This window comes from Streptomyces sp. NPDC021562, from assembly GCF_040640875.1.
Classification (GTDB): Bacteria; Actinomycetota; Actinomycetes; order Streptomycetales; family Streptomycetaceae; genus Streptomyces.
This window is the reverse complement of sequence record NZ_JBFACN010000004.1, coordinates 184877-201628: the sequence shown is the minus strand read 5'-3', so window position 1 is coordinate 201628 and position 16752 is coordinate 184877. Positions and strand designations below refer to the sequence as shown.

At 73.5% G+C, this 16752-nt stretch carries 12 protein-coding genes and 1 pseudogene; 4 read left to right on the top strand and 9 right to left on the bottom strand.

The genetic code is table 11. The features are described from left to right. Window positions 1-430: 430 nt before the first annotated feature. The 6 genes and pseudogenes from AB0G52_RS07930 to AB0G52_RS07905 form a co-directional block, all read right to left on the bottom strand. Window positions 431-1585: an FxsB family cyclophane-forming radical SAM/SPASM peptide maturase gene (locus tag AB0G52_RS07930; protein WP_361334716.1), complete on the bottom strand. Its 1155-nt coding sequence runs from the start codon at window positions 1583-1585 to the stop codon at window positions 431-433. Between the two features lie 186 nt (window positions 1586-1771). Then, complete coding sequence (gene fxsA, locus AB0G52_RS07925; protein ID WP_132888820.1) at window positions 1772-1951, bottom strand: FxSxx-COOH cyclophane-containing RiPP peptide; 180 nt, start codon at window positions 1949-1951, stop codon at window positions 1772-1774. Window positions 1952-1980: 29 nt separating this feature from the next. After that, window positions 1981-5562 carry an SAV_2336 N-terminal domain-related protein gene (locus AB0G52_RS07920; RefSeq protein ID WP_361334713.1) on the bottom strand — a complete coding sequence of 1194 codons (3582 nt, stop codon included), beginning with the start codon at window positions 5560-5562 and terminating at the stop codon, window positions 1981-1983. 7 nt (window positions 5563-5569) lie between these two features. Next, the gene (locus AB0G52_RS07915; RefSeq protein ID WP_132888818.1) at window positions 5570-6592 is read right to left on the bottom strand and encodes a MoxR family ATPase; all 1023 of its coding nucleotides are present in this window, start codon (window positions 6590-6592) and stop codon (window positions 5570-5572) included. 112 nt (window positions 6593-6704) lie between these two features. Further along, on the bottom strand, window positions 6705-9095 hold the full coding sequence (locus AB0G52_RS07910; RefSeq protein ID WP_361334710.1) for a trypsin-like peptidase domain-containing protein: 2391 nt from the start codon (window positions 9093-9095) through the stop codon (window positions 6705-6707). A gap of 287 nt (window positions 9096-9382) precedes the next feature. Beyond that, window positions 9383-9874: pseudogene (locus tag AB0G52_RS07905) on the bottom strand (CU044_2847 family protein); the annotation flags it as partial. A gap of 233 nt (window positions 9875-10107) precedes the next feature. Between AB0G52_RS07905 and AB0G52_RS07900 the strand changes: the two are divergent. Beyond that, window positions 10108-10287, top strand: coding sequence for a DUF6104 family protein (locus tag AB0G52_RS07900; RefSeq protein WP_023586593.1), 180 nt, complete (start codon window positions 10108-10110; stop codon window positions 10285-10287). Window positions 10288-10336: 49 nt separating this feature from the next. Here AB0G52_RS07900 and AB0G52_RS07895 read toward each other — a convergent pair whose 3' ends face one another. Further along, a complete protein-coding gene (locus AB0G52_RS07895; protein ID WP_165939354.1) occupies window positions 10337-10504 on the bottom strand; it encodes a hypothetical protein in 168 nt (55 codons plus the stop codon). A gap of 218 nt (window positions 10505-10722) precedes the next feature. Between AB0G52_RS07895 and AB0G52_RS07890 the strand changes: the two genes are divergently transcribed. Next, entirely contained in the window at window positions 10723-11658 is a 936-nt protein-coding gene (locus AB0G52_RS07890; protein ID WP_361334707.1) for a DUF4097 family beta strand repeat-containing protein, read from the top strand. 1 nt (window position 11659) lies between these two features. Continuing rightward, window positions 11660-12733, top strand: coding sequence for a helix-turn-helix transcriptional regulator (locus AB0G52_RS07885; protein ID WP_361334704.1), 1074 nt, complete (start codon window positions 11660-11662; stop codon window positions 12731-12733). 24 nt (window positions 12734-12757) lie between these two features. Here AB0G52_RS07885 and AB0G52_RS07880 read toward each other — a convergent pair whose 3' ends face one another. Both AB0G52_RS07880 and AB0G52_RS07875 read right to left on the bottom strand, forming a co-directional pair. Then, the gene (locus AB0G52_RS07880; protein ID WP_132888815.1) at window positions 12758-13723 is read right to left on the bottom strand and encodes a zinc-binding dehydrogenase; all 966 of its coding nucleotides are present in this window, start codon (window positions 13721-13723) and stop codon (window positions 12758-12760) included. A 215-nt stretch (window positions 13724-13938) separates the two neighbouring features. Further along, window positions 13939-15162 (bottom strand): NADP-dependent malic enzyme, encoded by a 1224-nt coding sequence (locus AB0G52_RS07875; RefSeq protein ID WP_132888814.1) that lies wholly within the window; start codon window positions 15160-15162, stop codon window positions 13939-13941. A gap of 583 nt (window positions 15163-15745) precedes the next feature. Here AB0G52_RS07875 and AB0G52_RS07870 point away from each other — a divergent pair. Further along, window positions 15746-16711, top strand: coding sequence for an ABC transporter substrate-binding protein (locus AB0G52_RS07870; protein WP_132888813.1), 966 nt, complete (start codon window positions 15746-15748; stop codon window positions 16709-16711). The last annotated feature ends 41 nt before the right edge of the window (window positions 16712-16752 follow it).

Genomic DNA, 16752 nt, shown 5'->3' with positions numbered 1-16752 from the left:
CCGGGCGCGGCGACCCATCCCGCGGTCCCGGAAACCCCAGCGCCCGCCGACGCACCGGGCGCAGCACCCCCCACACCGGCCCCGGGAACACCGGCCCCCGCCGACGCACCGGGCGCGGCGGTACCCTTCCGAGCCCCGGGGACGGCGGTTCCCTCCCCAGGTCCGGGGACGGCGGGCCCCGGCGAGGGGCCGGGTGCGGTGGCCGGCGTGGTGCGGTCGGCCTCGGTCAGCAGGGCCCAGTCGGCCCGTAGGCGTGCCTTCGCCGCCGGTGGGCACAGGGCGGGGTCCGCTGCCTGCACCGCGTCCAGTACGGCGCGCAGCAGGAGCAGCCGCCGGGTGTCCTGGTCCCGGATCAGCAGGGCGAGCGTGTCGGCGCCGCCCTCCGTGCGCCCGAGTTCGGCGAGGACCGGTTCCGGGACCTCCGGAAACATCACGGGGTGCCCCCTTCGCGAGAGGCCGGGGCGGGCACCGCGTCCACGGTGAGCCGGCCGGACACGTGTCGGATGAGTCGCTGCAGGTCGGCGCAGTACACGGAGGGGTTGCGGAAGCCGTGTCCGGCCCGGTAGCGGTGGGCGTAGTGCCCGCCGCCGCACACGGTCAGCAGCGGGCAGGCCCGGCAGTCGTCGGCGAGGGCCGCCGCGCCCGTCTGCCGGGCGGCGACCCCCGGGTGGCGTGCCGCGTCGTCGAAGGCGTGCCGGAAGACGTCCAGGCCGGTCCGGGCGGCGCCCTCGTACGCCGACTTCAGCGAGTCGACCTGTTCGATCGACCCGTCGGTCTCCACCACGAGCGCGTCGAAGGGGGCCAGCCCCAGGGACTCGGTCGCCGCGGGCAGGCCGAGCAGCAGGGCGAGGCACTCCTCGAACAGCCGGACCCGGGTCTCCCGGTGCCCCGCGGACCACCAGCGGTCGAAGACGGCGCAGAGCCAGTCGCCGTACCGGACCTCCCCCCAGTGCGGCGGCGGCGCCGACCAGTTGCCGTGCGGCAGGAGCAGGTCCAGGGCGGGCGGCCGGAGTTCGAGGAGGGAGTCGTACGTCTCCACCGGGTCGAGGGTGGGGTCGACGACGGTCAGGACGCCCGCGTACGACGCCGGGAAACGTTCGGCGACCAGGAGGGCCCCGCGGGCCGCGGCGGGCCAGGACGGCCGCCCGGCGTGGTCGACGCGACGCGCGTTGTGCTCGGCGCGGCCGCCGTCGAGGCTGATGCCGATCCGGATGCCGTGCCGGGCCAGGACGGTGAGACGGTCCTCGGTGAGGAGGGTGGCGTTGGTCTGGACGGTGGGCAGGACCACGCAGCCGGCGGGCAGCCGCGTGCGTACGGCCTCGGTGAAGCGGGCGAGGGTACCGGCGCCCGCCAGCAGCGGCTCGCCGCCGTGCAGGACCAGGGAGACCGCGGTCAGACCGTGGGTGCGCGCGTGTTCGGCGATGCGGTCGGCGGTGCGCTCCAGGACGGCGGGCGCGGCGGCCGCAGGGCGGGTGCGCCAGGTGCGGTCCGGGCCCTCGTAGAGGTAGCAGTAGGTGCAGGCCAGGTTGCAGCGGCCGTGCACCTTGACGATGAACTGGCGGAAGGGGTGACCGGTCGTGGACACTCCAGCACCCCCATGCCGTACGCCGTTCCCGCCGTATCAGGCCGCTTTCCCGGTCGGAGACCGGACGCAAACCCGTTGCGATCGAAATCGCCTTTTTCTGATTACATTTGACCGAACGCGACCGACCGGTACTGCGGCAGATGCCTCACAACCAGCGCAAGCAGCGTAATGAGCGCAAGGTCCGCTTCACATCGCGTTGTTGAAGCCCCAGAGCATCTCGCTGGGCCGTGCCGTCCGCTCCCGCAGCGCGTCCAGCACTTCGCGCAGGACCGGATGCTCGACGGTCCTCAGCTCCTCCAGGTCCAGCCCGAGCAGATCCGGCAACGGCTCACCGGCCGCCGGCGACGCCTCGTCCCGTTCACTCATGTCCCCGTTCCCTCCACTCGGTTGCGCGTTCAGTCCAGCTCGGCCAGCCGCTCGGCGGTGTCCCGAGCCGTCGGCGTCCCCGTGGGCAGCGTGCCCTCGGGCAGCCGTGCCCACTCCGCGCGGGCGGCGCGGTAGGCCTCGCGGGCGGCCCGTGGGCGCGCGGCCGCCTCGTAGGACATACCCCGCCAGTGGTGGGCCTGAGCCCCCAGCTCCACCGCTTCCTGACGGCCCCGCTCGGTACGGGCCGCGGCCTCCGCCTCCCGGGCCGACTCGGCGGCGAGCCGGAACGCGTCCACGGCCTCGTCGAGCCGGGCCGGACGGCCGAGGCTGCGGTAGGCCTCGTACTGCGTCTGCCCCAGGTCGAGCCGGCAGCGTGCGGCCAGCAGCGGATCGTCCGCGGCGGCCGCCGCGTGCGCCGCCAGCCCGAAGAGGTGCTCCGCCTCCCGCAGGTCCACGCGGTCGCCGCGCTGCCGGTAGCGCAGGATCAGGGCGCGGCCCAGCAGCAGCAGCCGGTGCCCGGTGTCGCGGTGGCCGGCCGGGGTCTCCCGGCGGCAGTCCCGCAGGACGCGGATCGCCTGGGACAACGGCGCCCACGCCCGGTCGCCGCCCTCCGAGGCCGCCCGCCGCAGCAGGGCCTCGCCCCACTCGGCCAGGACCTGGGAGTAGCCGGGGTCGTCCCGCGGCATGTCCGCCGCCGCGCTCGCGAACGCGTCCGCCGCCTCCCGGAGTTCACGCGGGTCGCCGGTCTCGGCGTGGCGGGCGACCCGGATGCGCCCGGCCCGCAGGTGCAGGGCGGCCCGCTGACCGCGCCTGCGGGTGACCGCGAGGCTCTCGTCGACCCGGTCCTGGGCCTCGTCGAGGGCGCCGCCCGCGCGCAGCAGGGCGTCCACCAGGTCCAGCCGCACCCGGACCCGGTCCGGGGCCCCGGGGGCGGACTCCAGGGCGTCGCGCAGCGAACGGGAGGCCTGTTCGGCGTAGCCGCGGGCCTGTTCGGGGTCGGAGGTGGCGTCGGACAGGCGCAGCAGGACCCGGCCGTGGGCCAGCGGCAGTTCGGGCGGCCGGTGCCTGCGGTCCGGCCAGGCGTCGGCGAACGCCTCCAGCATGCCGACCGCGCCCTGGAGCAGCGCGCTGTCCCCGCCCAGCCGCCACTGCGCCTCCAGCGCGCCGACCCGTTCCAGCGTCAGCCGCAGCGCCTCCTGCTGGTCGAGGTCGGGGGCGCCGCAGGCCACCGCGTACTCCCGGTCGGCGCGGCGCAGCAGGTCGAGGGCGCCGGCCCGGTCGCCGCGGCGCCTGCGGTCGGTGGCGGCGGCCCCCAGCACCCGGGCCAGCACCGCGCGTTCGCGGCGCGCGTGCGGATGCGCCACGGCCCGCTCCGCGGCCTCCTCGGCCTCGCGCAGCAGGTCGGCGCCGCCCTGCACCTCCCACAGCCGCAGGGTGCAGACGGCGTACTGCGCCCACAGCTCCGGGTCCGCCCCCGGCGGTTGCTCGTGCTCGGTGGCGCCGCGCAGCAGCTGCACGGCGTCGATGAGGTCCTGCACCATGCCCTCGGTGTCGAACCGGACGAGCAGCGCGCGGGCCCGGCCGACGGCCTGGTGCGTGGGGCGTTCCCCCGGTCGTAGGGCGGTGTCGCGGCCGCCGAAGAGACGGAACTGCTCGGGCAGCGGCATGAAGCGTTCGAGCACCCGGGCGGCGACCTCCGCGAAGGGCTGCGGAACCAGGGTGGCGTCCCCGTGGTCGCCGTTGCGGGCCGGGTAACCGGTGCCCGGCGGGGGGTACGGGCGCCCGGAGCCGCCGTCGCCGAGCTGGGCGAGGGCGAGGGCCGGGAAGTTGGGGCCGCCCTTGCCGAAGCGCTGCTCGATGTACTCGGAACAGTGCTTGAGGACGAGCAGCGCCTCGTCGCGGCCGAGGGTGGACAGCAGCGCCTCCTGCACCTCGGGCTCCGTCTCGTACCACTGGGTGCCGTCCGGGCCGTGGTCCTCGCGGGCGCGGGTGACCAGGCCGCCGAGCAGCACCTCGGCGAGTTCCGAGGGGCCGGAGTCGGGCAGCATGGTGCGCTGGACGAGCTGCATCACCGGGAGGCAGAGCGGGGCCGCGGCCAGGTAGACGGCGAGGCGGCCGGCGCTCGGGGAGGCCGTCGACCGGAACCTGCTGACCCGCTCGATCGCCGACAGGGCGCGCCCGGGACGGGTCGACGGGGCGGGCGGCTGGTCCGCGCGGACCCAGCCGACGGCGCCCGCCACCGGCCCGGCGCCGATCCCGGCGAGGAGCCTCGCCCACGCCCCGAGCGCCACCGGCTCGGGCGGCAGCACCGGCACGGGTACTGCACCGCGGGGACCGCTCGCGGCGCTCCCGGCCGGGGTGCGCACCCGGAGCGCGGTGGCGCCGCCCAGCGTCTCGCCACGGCTCAGCTCCCCGTAGGTGACCGGGAGCCGGGTGCGGCTCCACATCCGCTGCGGCAGCGGCTGGAGCACGGCGACCGGGGCCTGCCGGGACAGGTGGTGCAGCAGCCGGTGGGCGCGGCCGCTGCGCCACAGCGGGCCGGCGCAGTCGCTGACCAGGACGGTGATACGGCGGCCCGTCGGGTCGCTGAGGCGGTCGGCGGTGTGCAGCGGGGCGGCGTGCGCGTCGGCGCTGCGGCCGAGGGTGGCCTCGCCGTCGGGGCCGGTGTGCAGATGGCTGACCTGGATGTCGGCGAAGGCGCCCAACTGACTGAACACCTGTACCAGTTCGTCGAACATGCGGTCCCAGACCCGCATCGACGGCGAGGCCTCCAGGACCAGTTGGAGGCGGGCGTCCCCCCGGGTCACCGCGCGGTACACGGGCAGGACCAGGCCGCCCGCGCGGGCGCTCTGTTCGGCGGTCCCCGTCTCGTCCAGTTCGGTGCGCAGCGGCGGAGCAGCACTGCGGTAGGCCTGCAACGGCCGCAGGGCGCGCTGGAGTTCGAGTGGCGCGGGCAGTGCGGGCGCCGCCGGCACGCCGACCGGCAGCCCGGTGATCCGCCCGACGGCCGCGCCGCGCGGGACGCCGTGCTGCTGCGGCACCGGGTACAGGGCCGCCCGGCGCTCGGCCCCGCCCTCCCCGACGACGGCCAACGGCGGTCGGACCGGCCGGTCCCCGCCCCCTGCGGACGGCACGTCCCCCGGCGGTGCCTTCGGCGGCACGACGGCCCCCACGGCCGGTCCCGGCCGGGCACCGGAATCCGGCGCACCGTCCGCCGCCCCGGTCCCGGACCGCGCGTACCGGGCCAGCCACAGGGCATCGCTCAGCCCCTCGGCATCCGGATCGAGCCCGACCTCCCGCAACCGCCGCACGAACTCGACCAACGGATCACCGTCGCCCCCAGGGTCACGCCCCGGCTCGACCGGGACCTGCCCCGAGCCGCCCACCCCGCCCTGCCCCGCCCCGGCCGGGACGGCGTCTGGGACGGAGGACGCGCGGTCCTGGGCGAGTGCAGTCCGGCCGGGGGCGGACCCACCACGGCCCGGGTCGGGTGAGTCATGGCCAGGGGCGGGCGGGGCGTGGTCCGGGGTGGGTGGTGCGTGGTTTGTGGCGGGCGGGGCGTGGTCCGGGTCGGGTGGGACGGGGCCGTTTCGCGGTGCTGCGTCCGGCATCAGCGGCTCACCTCGGGCGGTCGAGTCGCTGGATGAGCAGGTCGGCGAGGCGGTCACGGCTGGGCGGGGCGGCCGCGTCGGTGAGATAGATCGCGTTCAGCAGCTGGTCGGTGGCGAGGAGCTCACTGCGGGAACGCTCGAGGAACCGGTTGATCAGGTCGTCGCCCGCGCGTGCCGCCTCGTCGCCGAGGTGGGCGCGGACGAACGTGGCGAGCCGGTTGTGGTCGGGGCGGTCCAGCTGGAGGTGGATGCAGCGGCGCATCAGCGGCGCCGGGAAGTCCCGTTCGCCGTTGCTGGTCAGGACCACGAACGGGAAGGCGCGGCAGCGCACCCGGCCGTCCCGGACCCGCACCTTGGTGCCGTCGGCGGTGAGCACCTCCGCCTCGCCGTCCGGCAGCCGGTCGGCGATCCGCTGGAGCTCGGGTATCTCGAACTCCCCTTCCTCCAGTACGTTCAGGAGGTCGTTGGGCAGGTCGATGTCGCTCTTGTCGAGTTCGTCGATCAGCAGCACGCGAGGCGTGTCGGAGGGGAGCAGGGCGGTGCCCAGCGGGCCGAGGCGGATGTAACTCCCGATCGCCTCGACGGCGCCCGGGGTGCCGCCCGCCGCGCCGTACCCGCCCTGCGCGGCGATCTGGACGTCCTGGAGCCGGGCGATGGCGTCGTAGTGGTAGAGGCCGTCGCGCAGCGCGGAGCGGCTGACGATGGACCAGCGCAGCACGTCCCCCAGGCCCAGTTCGTACGCGACGGAGTGCGCGAGTGTGCTCTTGCCCGCCCCCGGGCTGCCGGTGACGAGCAGTGGACGGCGCAGGTAGAGCGCCGCGTTGATCATCTCCAGTTCCTCGGCGCCGGGCCGGTGCAGCTCGGCCAGGTGCCGGTGCGCACCGAGCCTGCGGTCCCGCGAGCCGTCGCCGCCGTCCGCCGCGTCCCGGCCGGAGAAGTCCCGCCAGGGGGGCGGCGGGGGCAGCCTGTTCATGCCGTCGTGGGGTTCCCCGGCGCCTCGGTAGATGAGCCACTCACTGGATTCGGTCATGTCCGGTCCTCGTCGTCACTCGTCCGTCCCGTACCCACGGCAGCCGTCGAACGTGCTTCACGTTATCGACCCTCAGCACAGCCCGTAAGGGCCTCACACCGGGCGCGCGCGTTCACGGCGCCTCCAGCAGGTCCCCCGCACCGGGCAGGGGGTGGTGCGGATCGTCGTACAGGAGAGCGATGTCCTTGGCCCAGAACGCCTCCGTGAGCCCCTCGCGCACCTGTTTGCGCAGGCCGTGCACCAGGTCGGGCAGCGCCCAGGCGCCGTCCGCGTCGTCGACGGTCATCCGGGCGCCCCGGTGGAACTCCCCGCACACGGAGTCCGTACGGCGGGTCCAGCGCCGCCACAGCACCACCCCGTACCCGGCCCGGACGATCCGGCCGAGGGCGGTGGCGTCGTCCGGATAGCGCAGGTCGCCCTGGCGGCACAGCACCGGGACGGTGCCGGGCGCGAGGGCGCGCAGCACCGCGACCTCCGACACCGGGCGGCGCACCGCGTCGTCGCAGTCGAGTATCTCGGCCCTGGCCCGGGTCACGGCCCGCTCGCCCTCCGGGTGCGCGGGGTGCCAGCGGGCCCGGCGGTCGGCAGCCTCGTCGACGCCGGGGAACCCGGCCCCGTAGCCGTGCGGTGCACCGCCCTGGAGTTCGCCGCCGCCGAGTTCACCGCCGTCGAGTTCGTCACTCCGGAGTTCGCCGCCCTGGAGATCGCCGCCCTGGAGATCGTCGCCCTGGAGATCGTCGCCCTGGAGATCGTCGTACCAGCCGTCCTCGCCGGTCAGTTGGTCGCGGTCCTTGCAGCGGACCACCACCGGCCGCTCGGCGCCGAGCGGCTCCGCGCCCGGCCGCAGCCGCCATTCGTCCACCGGCAGGTCGAGCAGCAGGTGCGGCAGGGCCGCGTGCAGCGGGACGGGCCGGCCGGGTTCGTCACAGCGCCGGAAGGCCTCGGCGAGCGGCCCGGCGACCTGCGCGGCGAGGTCGGCCAGCGGGGCGCCCTGCCCGTCGTCCAGCCGGGTCACCTCGCCGTCCGGCCGGAGCACCGCGACCGACCAGTCGCAACGGTCGCGGTTCCAGGCCAGGTGCTCCACTTCGAGCAGGACGGACTGGTCGAGCCCGATGTCACGGGGATGCGCCCGCCCCTCCCCGGCCATCGGGTCCCCGGCCCGGTGCGTCACCAGCTCGCCGGTCCGGTGCGCCAGGGCCGCCTCGGCCGCCGCCTCCCCGGCCCGGTGGTCGGCGCGGTCGCGGCCCGGGCGTACGCGCTGCCGGTCACCGAGGTGCTGGGCGCGCCTGCGGGCGAGTTCGCTGCGGTAGTCGCTGTCCAGGCGGGTCGCGGCCTGCCTGATCCACTCCCACAGGGCCTGTTCGGCGGCGAGCACGAAGGGCGTGACGGGACGCTCGGCGGTCATCACACGCATCGCGTACTCGGTGACCAGCCGGAGCGCGCCGTCGTGGCGCACGTTCTCGTAGAGCGCGCCGAGGCCGTCGCGCCAGCCGCGCGGTGCGGGCGAGAAGGTCGGCAGCCGGAAGCCGGGCAGCGAGTGGAGGATGTCGAGGAGTCCCCGGGTGCTGTCCGGTGGCGGCAGGTCGGCGAGCCGGCCGAGCAGTTCGACCCGCTCGTGCGGGCTCAGCGTGCGGCCCGGACGGGCGCCGAGTTCGGCCTGGAGGTCGGTCCAGGTGGGGCGCCCCGAGTCGCTGGGCTGCTGCCGGTCGCGGTGGTGGCGGTCGTGGGCGTGGCAGACGGCCTGGTAGAGGTCGTGCTGGTAGGGGTCGTGGTGACGCAGGCCGTGCCGGTACAGGTCGTGCGGCCGGGCGTTCGGCGCCGCCACCGGGAGGGTGCGCAGCCGTTCGATGCCGATCGACGTGCCGCCCGGCCCGTGGTCCGAACGCGACTTGAGCACGCCGACGACCTCGCCGCGCACCGGGTCGATCACGGGACCGCCGGAGACGCCGAGCGGCAGTTCGTTCGCGCCCAGGCGCATCTGGGCGCCCGCCGACCAGCCGCCGATGGTGCCGTGCACGGTCAGGAAGCCGTCCAGGGGCTGCGGGCGGCCCTGGAAGGGGGCCCAGCCGGCGTAGAAGACCCGGCCCTCGGTGTAGTGCGGCATCGGCCGCTCGGAGACGTACACGCACGCGTGGTCCACCGGCTCGCGCAACCGGACCAGGGCCAGGTCGGGGGCGGGCCAGCTGCCCTGGACGGGGCCCTCGACCTGCTCCGGGAGGGTGGCCGCGACCTTGCCGGGTACGGCGCGCGGCTCGTCGTAGGGGCCGGTCTGATAGATCACGGTGACCTCGCCCCCCTCTCCGCCGTGGATCACATGAGCGCAGGTCAGCACCCAGTTGGGTGCGACGAAGAAGCCGCTGCCGAGGAACGCCCCCGACTCCTCCGGGGCATACCCGACGCCCGTGCGGTGGATGCGTACGGTGGCCGCCGTGACGAGTTCACGCAGCGCATGGTGGGCCGGATCCCAGCCGCCGGATGCGCCCCCGTCGTACCCGTCCGTCATGCCGCGCCCCCCGGACCGGCCCCTTGGACGCCCCCGTGCACCAAGCCGCCACGGGACGCGCCCGCGCGGGGCCGTGAGCGGCCGCGGGCGACATCACCGCCCCCGCCACCAGGCCCCGCCGTTCCGTCATCGTCCCGCCCGTCGGTTCCTACCGGACCACCCCAGGCCCGCATATCCGGCCCCACCGGACCACCACCACCCCGCCCGCCCCGATCCCCCGGACCCGCGCCGGACGCCCCCTCCGGACCGGACGGCCCCCCACCGGGCCGACCCTCCGGACCCACCGAACCACCACCGGGCCGACCCCCCGGACCAGCCGACCCACCACCAGACCCACCCCCCGGACCAGCCGACCCACCACCAGACCCACCCCCCGGACCAGCCGACCCACCACCGGGCCGACCGCCCGGATGCCGACCGCCCGGATCAGGTGGGCCGTCTCCCTTCCAGGTGAGGGTCACGGTGATGGCGGCCTTCGCCTCCCCGTCGGCGAGCAGTCCCACCACCTTCCCGGCCTTCGCGGTCAGCTCGATCCCGAACTCGACGCTCACCTCGTCGGGCCGCACGGCGCGCAGCGGCTCGGCGAGCGACCGCGCGACCCCGTTGACCAGCGCGCCGAGGCTCTCGACACTCGCCTCGACGCGTTCGGTCAGCCCGGTGTCCGTGAACGACAACTCCCCCGACGGCACCTCCAGTTCCGCGGCCCCCGAGATCCGCGCCCACACGGGTGTGCCGTCCGGCAACCGCACCCGCGCGATCCGCGTGACGTCCTGCTCCATACCGCTCCCCCGCTCCCCCGTATCCCCGAGCCCCGTGTGCTCCCTACGCCGTACCGTTCGTGGTTTCCCGCCCTCTCCGCACGGGAAGACACCGCCGTTCCCATCCCACGGGGAAAGAGTCCTTCCCCCGGAAGGGGAGCCCTACCCTTCGCCGACGGCACGCCTTCGCCCTCCGCCTAGGCTGATAGGTGCCCATCACCGGGCATCCACACAGGCATGCAGGAGAGCGACCCATGTACTTCACCGACCGAGGCATCGAGGAACTGGAGAAGCGGCGCGGCGAGGAAGAGGTCACCTTCGAGTGGCTCGCGGAACAACTCCGCACGTTCGTCGACCTGAATCCCGATTTCGAGGTCCCGGTGGAACGCCTGGCGACCTGGCTGGCCCGCCTGGACGACGAGGACGAGGAGTAGGACGGGGGCAGGGCGAGGAGCAGGACGAGGGTGAAGCGCCCCGGGCCGGTCAGTCCCGGGGCAGCAACGTCTCGTACGACAGCTCCAGCACCCCGTGCACCACCAGCACCACCCCCGCCGCGATCCACGGCACATTGCGCCGCCGGGCACCCCAGATGACGGTCGGCAGCCCCACGCACACCTCACCCCACGCCACGCCGGACCGGTCCATCGGCATGCCCTCACGCTAAGCGTTTCGTCCCCACTTCGCCCGTTGTGTCACCTACGCCTTCGCGCCCGCCGTCAACTCCGCGGCCGGCCCCTCCTGCGAAAGAGCGCCTTGACTTCGCACGGCCACGATATATCGTGTTTCTGGAAGACGCGATATGGCGCGAACTGCCAGCCGGCACCCGCGTCCACATCCAGCCGCATGCCCGGCCGAGGGAGGTCCGCACCATGTCCGAGTGGTCCGTCGCTGAACCCAGGAAGCTCACCTTCGACACCCCCGTGAGCGATCTGCATGTCCGCGTCGTCAACGGAACGGTCAACGTCGTGGGCGCGGACGAGGGTTCCGCCCGACTGGAGATCTCCGAGATCGAGGGACCGCCCCTGATCGTCACGCACCAGGACGGCACGCTGACCGTGGCCTACGAGGACCTGCCCTGGAAGGGCTTCCTCAAGTGGCTCGACCGCAAGGGCTGGCGCCGCCGCGCCGTCGTCTCGCTGACCGTCCCGGCGGACACCCACGTGGAGGTGGGCGTGGTCGGAGCCGCCGCGGTCGTCTCGGGGATCAGCGGCACCTCGGTGGTGAAGGGCGTCACCGGCGACACCACCCTGGTCGGCCTCTCCGGCGAGGTCCGCGCGGACACCGTCTCCGGCAATCTGGAGGCCCAGGCGGTCACCGGCGACCTGCGGTTCAACTCCGTCTCCGGCGACCTGACCGTGGTCGAGGGGTCCGGCTCCGCCGTACGCGCCGAGTCGGTGAGCGGCTCCATGATCATCGACCTGGATCCGGACGGCCCCACCGACGTCAGACTGACCAGCGTCTCCGGCGAGATCGCCATCCGGCTGCCGCACCCGGCCGACGCCGAGGTGGAGGCCAACACCGCGAGCGGCACGATCTCCAACGCCTTCGACGGACTGCGCGTGCACGGCCAGTGGGGCGCCCACAAGATCACCGGCCGCCTCGGCGCGGGCAACGGCAAGCTCCGCGCCACCACGGTCTCCGGCTCCATCGCCCTGCTGCGCCGGCCGCCCAAGGAGGACGAGGACGAGAAGTCGGCCTGGGAGGCCACGCCCCCCACGGAACCGACCCCGGCCGCCCCCTCCGCCCCGGCCGGCGGCACGACTGACGGCACGACTGACGGTACGACCGACAAGAAGGTGCTCTGACATGCCCCCCGTCTTCGCCCACGGCCGCCTCCGCCTCTACCTGCTCAAGCTGCTGGACGAGGCTCCGCGCCACGGCTACGAGGTGATCCGGCTGCTGGAGGAGCGCTTCCAGGGCCTGTACGCCCCGTCGGCCGGCACCGTGTACCCCCGCCTGGCCAAGCTGGAGGCGGAGGGCCTGGTCACCCACACCACCGAGGGCGGCCGCAAGGTCTACGCCATCACGGACGCCGGCCGTGCGGAACTGGCGGACCGGAGCGGCGAGTTGGCCGACCTGGAGCTCGAGATCCGCGAGTCGGTGGCCGAGTTGGCCGCCGAGATAAGGGCCGATGTGCGCGGCGCTGCCGGTGACCTGCGCCGCGAGGTGCGCGCGGCCGCCTCCGAGGCCCGGCGCGGCAGCGGCGGCACGAGCGCCGGTGAGTCCACCGACCTGGGGGACAAGGAGTCGTGGCGGGCCGCGAAGGAGGAGATGCGCCGCGTCAAGCAGGAGTGGAAGGAGCAGGCCCGCCGCGCGAAGGACGAGAGCCGCCGGGCCCGTGACGAGGCCCAGCGGGCCCGCCGGCAGGCCCAGGAGGCCCAGACGCACGCCCGCGCCCAGGCCCAGGAGGAGATGCAGCGCATCGCCCGCAGAGTGCAGGAGCACGTCCAGGACCACTTCGCGCGCGGTGACTGGCCGACGGGCGTCCGCGAGGGACTGAGCGAACTCGTCAAGGAGTTCGGGGAGTTCGGGAAGGACTACGGCAAGGGGTTCGGCAAGGACTTCGGTTTCGGCCGCCCCGAGCAGGAGGCGGGGACGGGACCGGACCTGCGCAAGCCGGCCCAGGCACCGTCGCCGGAGTACTCGGACACACCGGAGGACTTCCCCGCGGAGTACGTCCCGTCGTGGGCGCACGGCGACGAGACCGACACCGGTGACCCGGCCCGTGACCTCGACCGGCTCCTGGACCGCTTCCGCGACGACATCCGGGACGCGGCCCGCGACCACGGCGTCACCCCCGAACAGCTCCGCGACGCCCGCGGCCAGCTGTCGACGGCGGCGGCACGCATCGGGGCGCTGCTGCGCACCCCGAAGCGCTGACGGAGGAGCCGGTGCGGCCGCCGTTCACTGGTTCGTGAGGACGATCTTCCCGAACACGTCGCCGGAGGCCAGCCGCTCGAAGCCCTCACGGGCACGGTCGAGCGGCAGCAGTTCGTCGATGACGGGGCGCACACCGGTGGTGGCGCAGAAGGCCAGCAGGTCCTCCAGTTCGTCCTTGGTGCCCATGGTCGAGCCGACGACCTTCAGTTCCAGGAAGAAGATCCGGGTCAGCTCGGCGTGCGAGGGGCGGTCGCCGCTGGTGGCGCCGGAGATGACGAGGGTGCCACCGGGGCGCAGCGACTTCACCGAGTGGGACCAGGTGGCGGCGCCGACGGTCTCGATGACGGCGTCCACCCGCTGCGGCAGCCGGGCGCCCGGCTCCACCGCCTCGACGGCACCGAGCTCCAGGGCCCGCTTACGCTTGGCCTCGTCGCGGCTGGTGGCGAAGACCCGCAGTCCGGCGGCCCTGCCGAGGACGATGGCGGCCGTGGCGACCCCACCGCCGGCGCCCTGCACCAGCACGGAGTCGCCGGGCCGTACGCCGGCGTTGGTGAAGAGCATCCGGTACGCCGTCAGCCAGGCGGTCGGCAGGCACGCGGCCTCCGCGAAGGACAGCTCCCTGGGCTTGGGCAGAATGTTCCAGGTGGGCACGGCGACCTGTTCGGCGAAGGTGCCCTGGTAGCGCTCGGTGAGGATGGACCGGGGCTCGTTCGGGCCGACCCCGTGACCGCTCTGCCCGATCACGGAGTGCAGGACGACCTCGTTGCCGTCCTGGTCGACGCCCGCGGCGTCGCACCCGAGGATCATCGGCAGCCGGTCCTCCGGGAGGCCGACGCCGCGCAGGGACCAGAGGTCGTGGTGGTTGAGGGAGGCGGCCCGCACATCGACGGTACTCCAGCCGGGCCGGGCGGTCGGGGCGGGACGGTCCCCCAACTCGAGGCCGGAGAGCGGCTGGTCGCGGTCGATTCGGGCGGCGTAGACGGCGAACATAGGCCCGACGATAGGTTCCCGGCGCCGGGCGCGAAACCGGGGGCCGCTGTGACACATCCCCTCTTGCACTCCGGCCGGGGCGCTGGGAACCGCGCGCTCGGCGCCCACCCACCGGGGCGGCGGCCACCGGCACAGCGGTCACCTCGTGAACACCCGATCGGGTGGGCGGGTGGGCAGAAGAACGGCCTCGCCCGGGCAGAGCGAGGCCATTCAGGTCAGCGGCGCGCGACCCCCTCGGCCCGCGCGGCGGCCGCCACCGCCGCGGTCACCGCGGGTGCGACGCGCTCGTCGAAGGGAGACGGAATGACGTAGTCGGCGGCCAGATCGTCGCCGACCACCGCCGCCAGCGCCTCCGCCGCCGCGATCTTCATCCCCTCGGTGATCCGGGAGGCCCGCACCTGGAGGGCACCGGCGAAGATCCCGGGGAACGCCAGCACGTTGTTGATCTGGTTCGGGAAGTCCGACCGTCCGGTGGCCACGACCGCCGCGTACTTGTGGGCGACGTCGGGGTGGACCTCGGGGTTCGGGTTGGCCATGGCGAAGACGAAGGAGCCCTCCGCCATGGAGGCGACGGCCTCCTCGGAGACCGTGCCGCCGGAGACGCCGATGAAGACGTCCGCGCCGGCCAGCGCGTCCTCGAGGGTGCCCTTGAGCCCGGCCTTGTTGGTGAACCCGGCGACCTGGCGCTTGACGTCGGTGAGGTCGTCGCGGTCGGCCGAGATGATGCCCTTGCGGTCGGCGAGGGCGACGTCGCCGATACCGGCCTCGACCAGCATCTTGGCGATGGCGACCCCGGCCGCGCCGGCGCCCGAGATCACCGCCCGCAGCTGCCCGATCTCCCGCCGGCTGAGCCGGGCCGCGTTCCGCAGCGCCGCCAGCGTGACCACGGCGGTGCCGTGCTGGTCGTCGTGGAAGACCGGGATGTCCAGCCGCTCCTGGAGCCTGCGCTCGATCTCGAAGCACCGCGGTGCCGAGATGTCCTCCAGGTTGACTCCGCCGAAGGAGGGGGCCAGCCGGACGACGGTCTCCACGATCTCGTCGACGCCCGTGCAGTCGAGGGCGATCGGGACCGCGTCCACGCCGCCGAACTGCTTGAAGAGGATCGCCTTGCCCTCCATCACGGGAAGGGAGGCCTCGGGACCGATGTCCCCGAGGCCGAGCACGGCCGTGCCGTCGGTGACGACGGCGACGACGGACGACTTCCAGGTGTAGTCGTTGACCAGCTCGGGCTGTTCCGCGATCGCGGTGCACACGCGCGCGACTCCGGGCGTGTACGCGAGGGAAAGGTCGTCCTTGTCACGGAGCGGCACGGTGGCCTGCACAGCCATCTTGCCGCCGCGGTGCAGCGCGAACGCCGGATCGAAGGAATCGAGGGGCTCAGCCCCGCCGTCCTGGTCCGTCGTGCTGTCGCTGCGAGGATTGACGATCTCCGCTGCCACTTGTCTTACCCCTTAGGTATGCATGGTTTGAGGGTCGGCCACTCCCGGTGAGGGGGTGGGCGGGCACCGCGCAGAGCCCGATCACTGATACGTACGAGGTGGCACGTACGAGCACCTGCGCGACGGGCGCGCCGCACACGCGCCCTGAGCCCCGGATGAGGGGTGTAATGACCCTTCTTACCGGACGGGCGGCACCCGCGACGAGTCGAATAGGTGCAAGGTCACATCACGGATGTCGTAGACAGTCGACAGATGAGCGGCCGGAAGGCCGCGAGATGGCGCCCGACCACAGCGTGAGATGAACCGGAGATGAACCGAAGATCTTCCGGTCGGAGCGTCGAAATCCCGCAGATGCGCGAGGGCGAGGGCCGCAGAGATGCAGCCTGACGCGGTTCGGGGTTCACCCGTTATCCGATTTTGACATCGTCGCACACCTGCATGGAGCAATCCCAATGGCAGGATGCCGTAAACCCACGAGGTCGCGACACCCGAAGGTGTGTGTTTCCGTCGACCCATCGGCTTATCGACATATCAGACACATCGGTATATCGGCTTGTTCAAACCACCGCCGGAGGAACCCACCATGACCGCACGCTCCACCCGTCGTACCACCGTCGCGCGCTCCAGGACCGCAGCGTTCGGTGCGATCGCGGTCGCAGGCACTCTGTTGCTCACCGGCTGCGGCGACCACACGGACAAGGGCAGCGACAACGGCTCGTCCTCCTCGGCGGGCTCCTCGGCTCCGCTCGCGGGCAAGCTGCCCGCGGACATCCGCAAGGCCGGTGTGATCAAGGTCGGCTCCGACATCGCCTACCCGCCGGTCGAGTACATGCAGAACGGCAAGGCCGTCGGTGTCGATCCGGACATCGCGGACGCGCTCGGCAAGCAGCTGGGCGTGCAGTTCCAGTTCCAGAACGGCAAGTTCGACCAGCTCATCGTGGGTCTCCAGGCCAAGCGCTTCAACGTGATCATGTCCGCGATGAACGACACCAAGGACCGCCAGAACGGCATCGACTCCGACAACGGCAAGAAGGTCGGCAACGGCGTCGACTTCGTCGACTACTTCACCGCCGGTACCTCGATCCTGGTCCAGAAGGGCAACCCGAAGGGCATCAAGTCCCTCGACGACCTGTGCGGCAAGGTGGTGGCCCTGCAGAAGGGCACCACGTCCGAGGGCATCGCCAAGGCGCAGAGCACGAAGTGTACGAAGGACGGCAAGAAGGCCATCGACCTGCAGACCTTCGACACCGACCCGGAGGCGCTGCTCCGCCTGAAGCAGGGCGCCTCCGTCGCCGACCTGAACGACTTCCCGGTCGCCGCCTACAACGCCAAGACCTCCGGCGGCGGCAAGGACTTCGAGGTCGTCGGCGACCAGATCGAGGCCGGCCCGTACGGCATCGCGGTCAGCAAGGAGAACACCCAGCTGCGCGACGCGCTGCAGGCCGCGGTGAACGCCATCATCAAGAACGGCGACTACCAGAAGATCCTCGCCAAGTGGAACGTCACCCAGGGCGCGGTCACCGAGGGCAAGGTCAACGGCGGCTCCTGAACGGCCTCGGGCACGACTGAGGGCCGACAAGGTCTATGAAG

Excerpts from the sequence above, each read along its gene's own strand:
- AB0G52_RS07890 (WP_361334707.1), top strand. The coding sequence starts at position 10,723 with ATGTCCGAGTGGTCCGTCGCTGAACCCAGGAAGCTCACCTTCGACACC.
- AB0G52_RS07910 (WP_361334710.1), bottom strand. The coding sequence starts at position 9,095 with ATGACGGACGGGTACGACGGGGGCGCATCCGGCGGCTGGGATCCGGCC.
- AB0G52_RS07895 (WP_165939354.1), bottom strand. The coding sequence starts at position 10,504 with ATGCCGATGGACCGGTCCGGCGTGGCGTGGGGTGAGGTGTGCGTGGGG.
- AB0G52_RS07920 (WP_361334713.1), bottom strand. The coding sequence starts at position 5,562 with ATGCCGGACGCAGCACCGCGAAACGGCCCCGTCCCACCCGACCCGGAC.
- fxsA (WP_132888820.1), bottom strand. The coding sequence starts at position 1,951 with ATGAGTGAACGGGACGAGGCGTCGCCGGCGGCCGGTGAGCCGTTGCCG.
- AB0G52_RS07885 (WP_361334704.1), top strand. The coding sequence starts at position 11,660 with ATGCCCCCCGTCTTCGCCCACGGCCGCCTCCGCCTCTACCTGCTCAAG.
- AB0G52_RS07900 (WP_023586593.1), top strand. The coding sequence starts at position 10,108 with ATGTACTTCACCGACCGAGGCATCGAGGAACTGGAGAAGCGGCGCGGC.
- AB0G52_RS07915 (WP_132888818.1), bottom strand. The coding sequence starts at position 6,592 with ATGACCGAATCCAGTGAGTGGCTCATCTACCGAGGCGCCGGGGAACCC.
- AB0G52_RS07880 (WP_132888815.1), bottom strand. The coding sequence starts at position 13,723 with ATGTTCGCCGTCTACGCCGCCCGAATCGACCGCGACCAGCCGCTCTCC.
- AB0G52_RS07870 (WP_132888813.1), top strand. The coding sequence starts at position 15,746 with ATGACCGCACGCTCCACCCGTCGTACCACCGTCGCGCGCTCCAGGACC.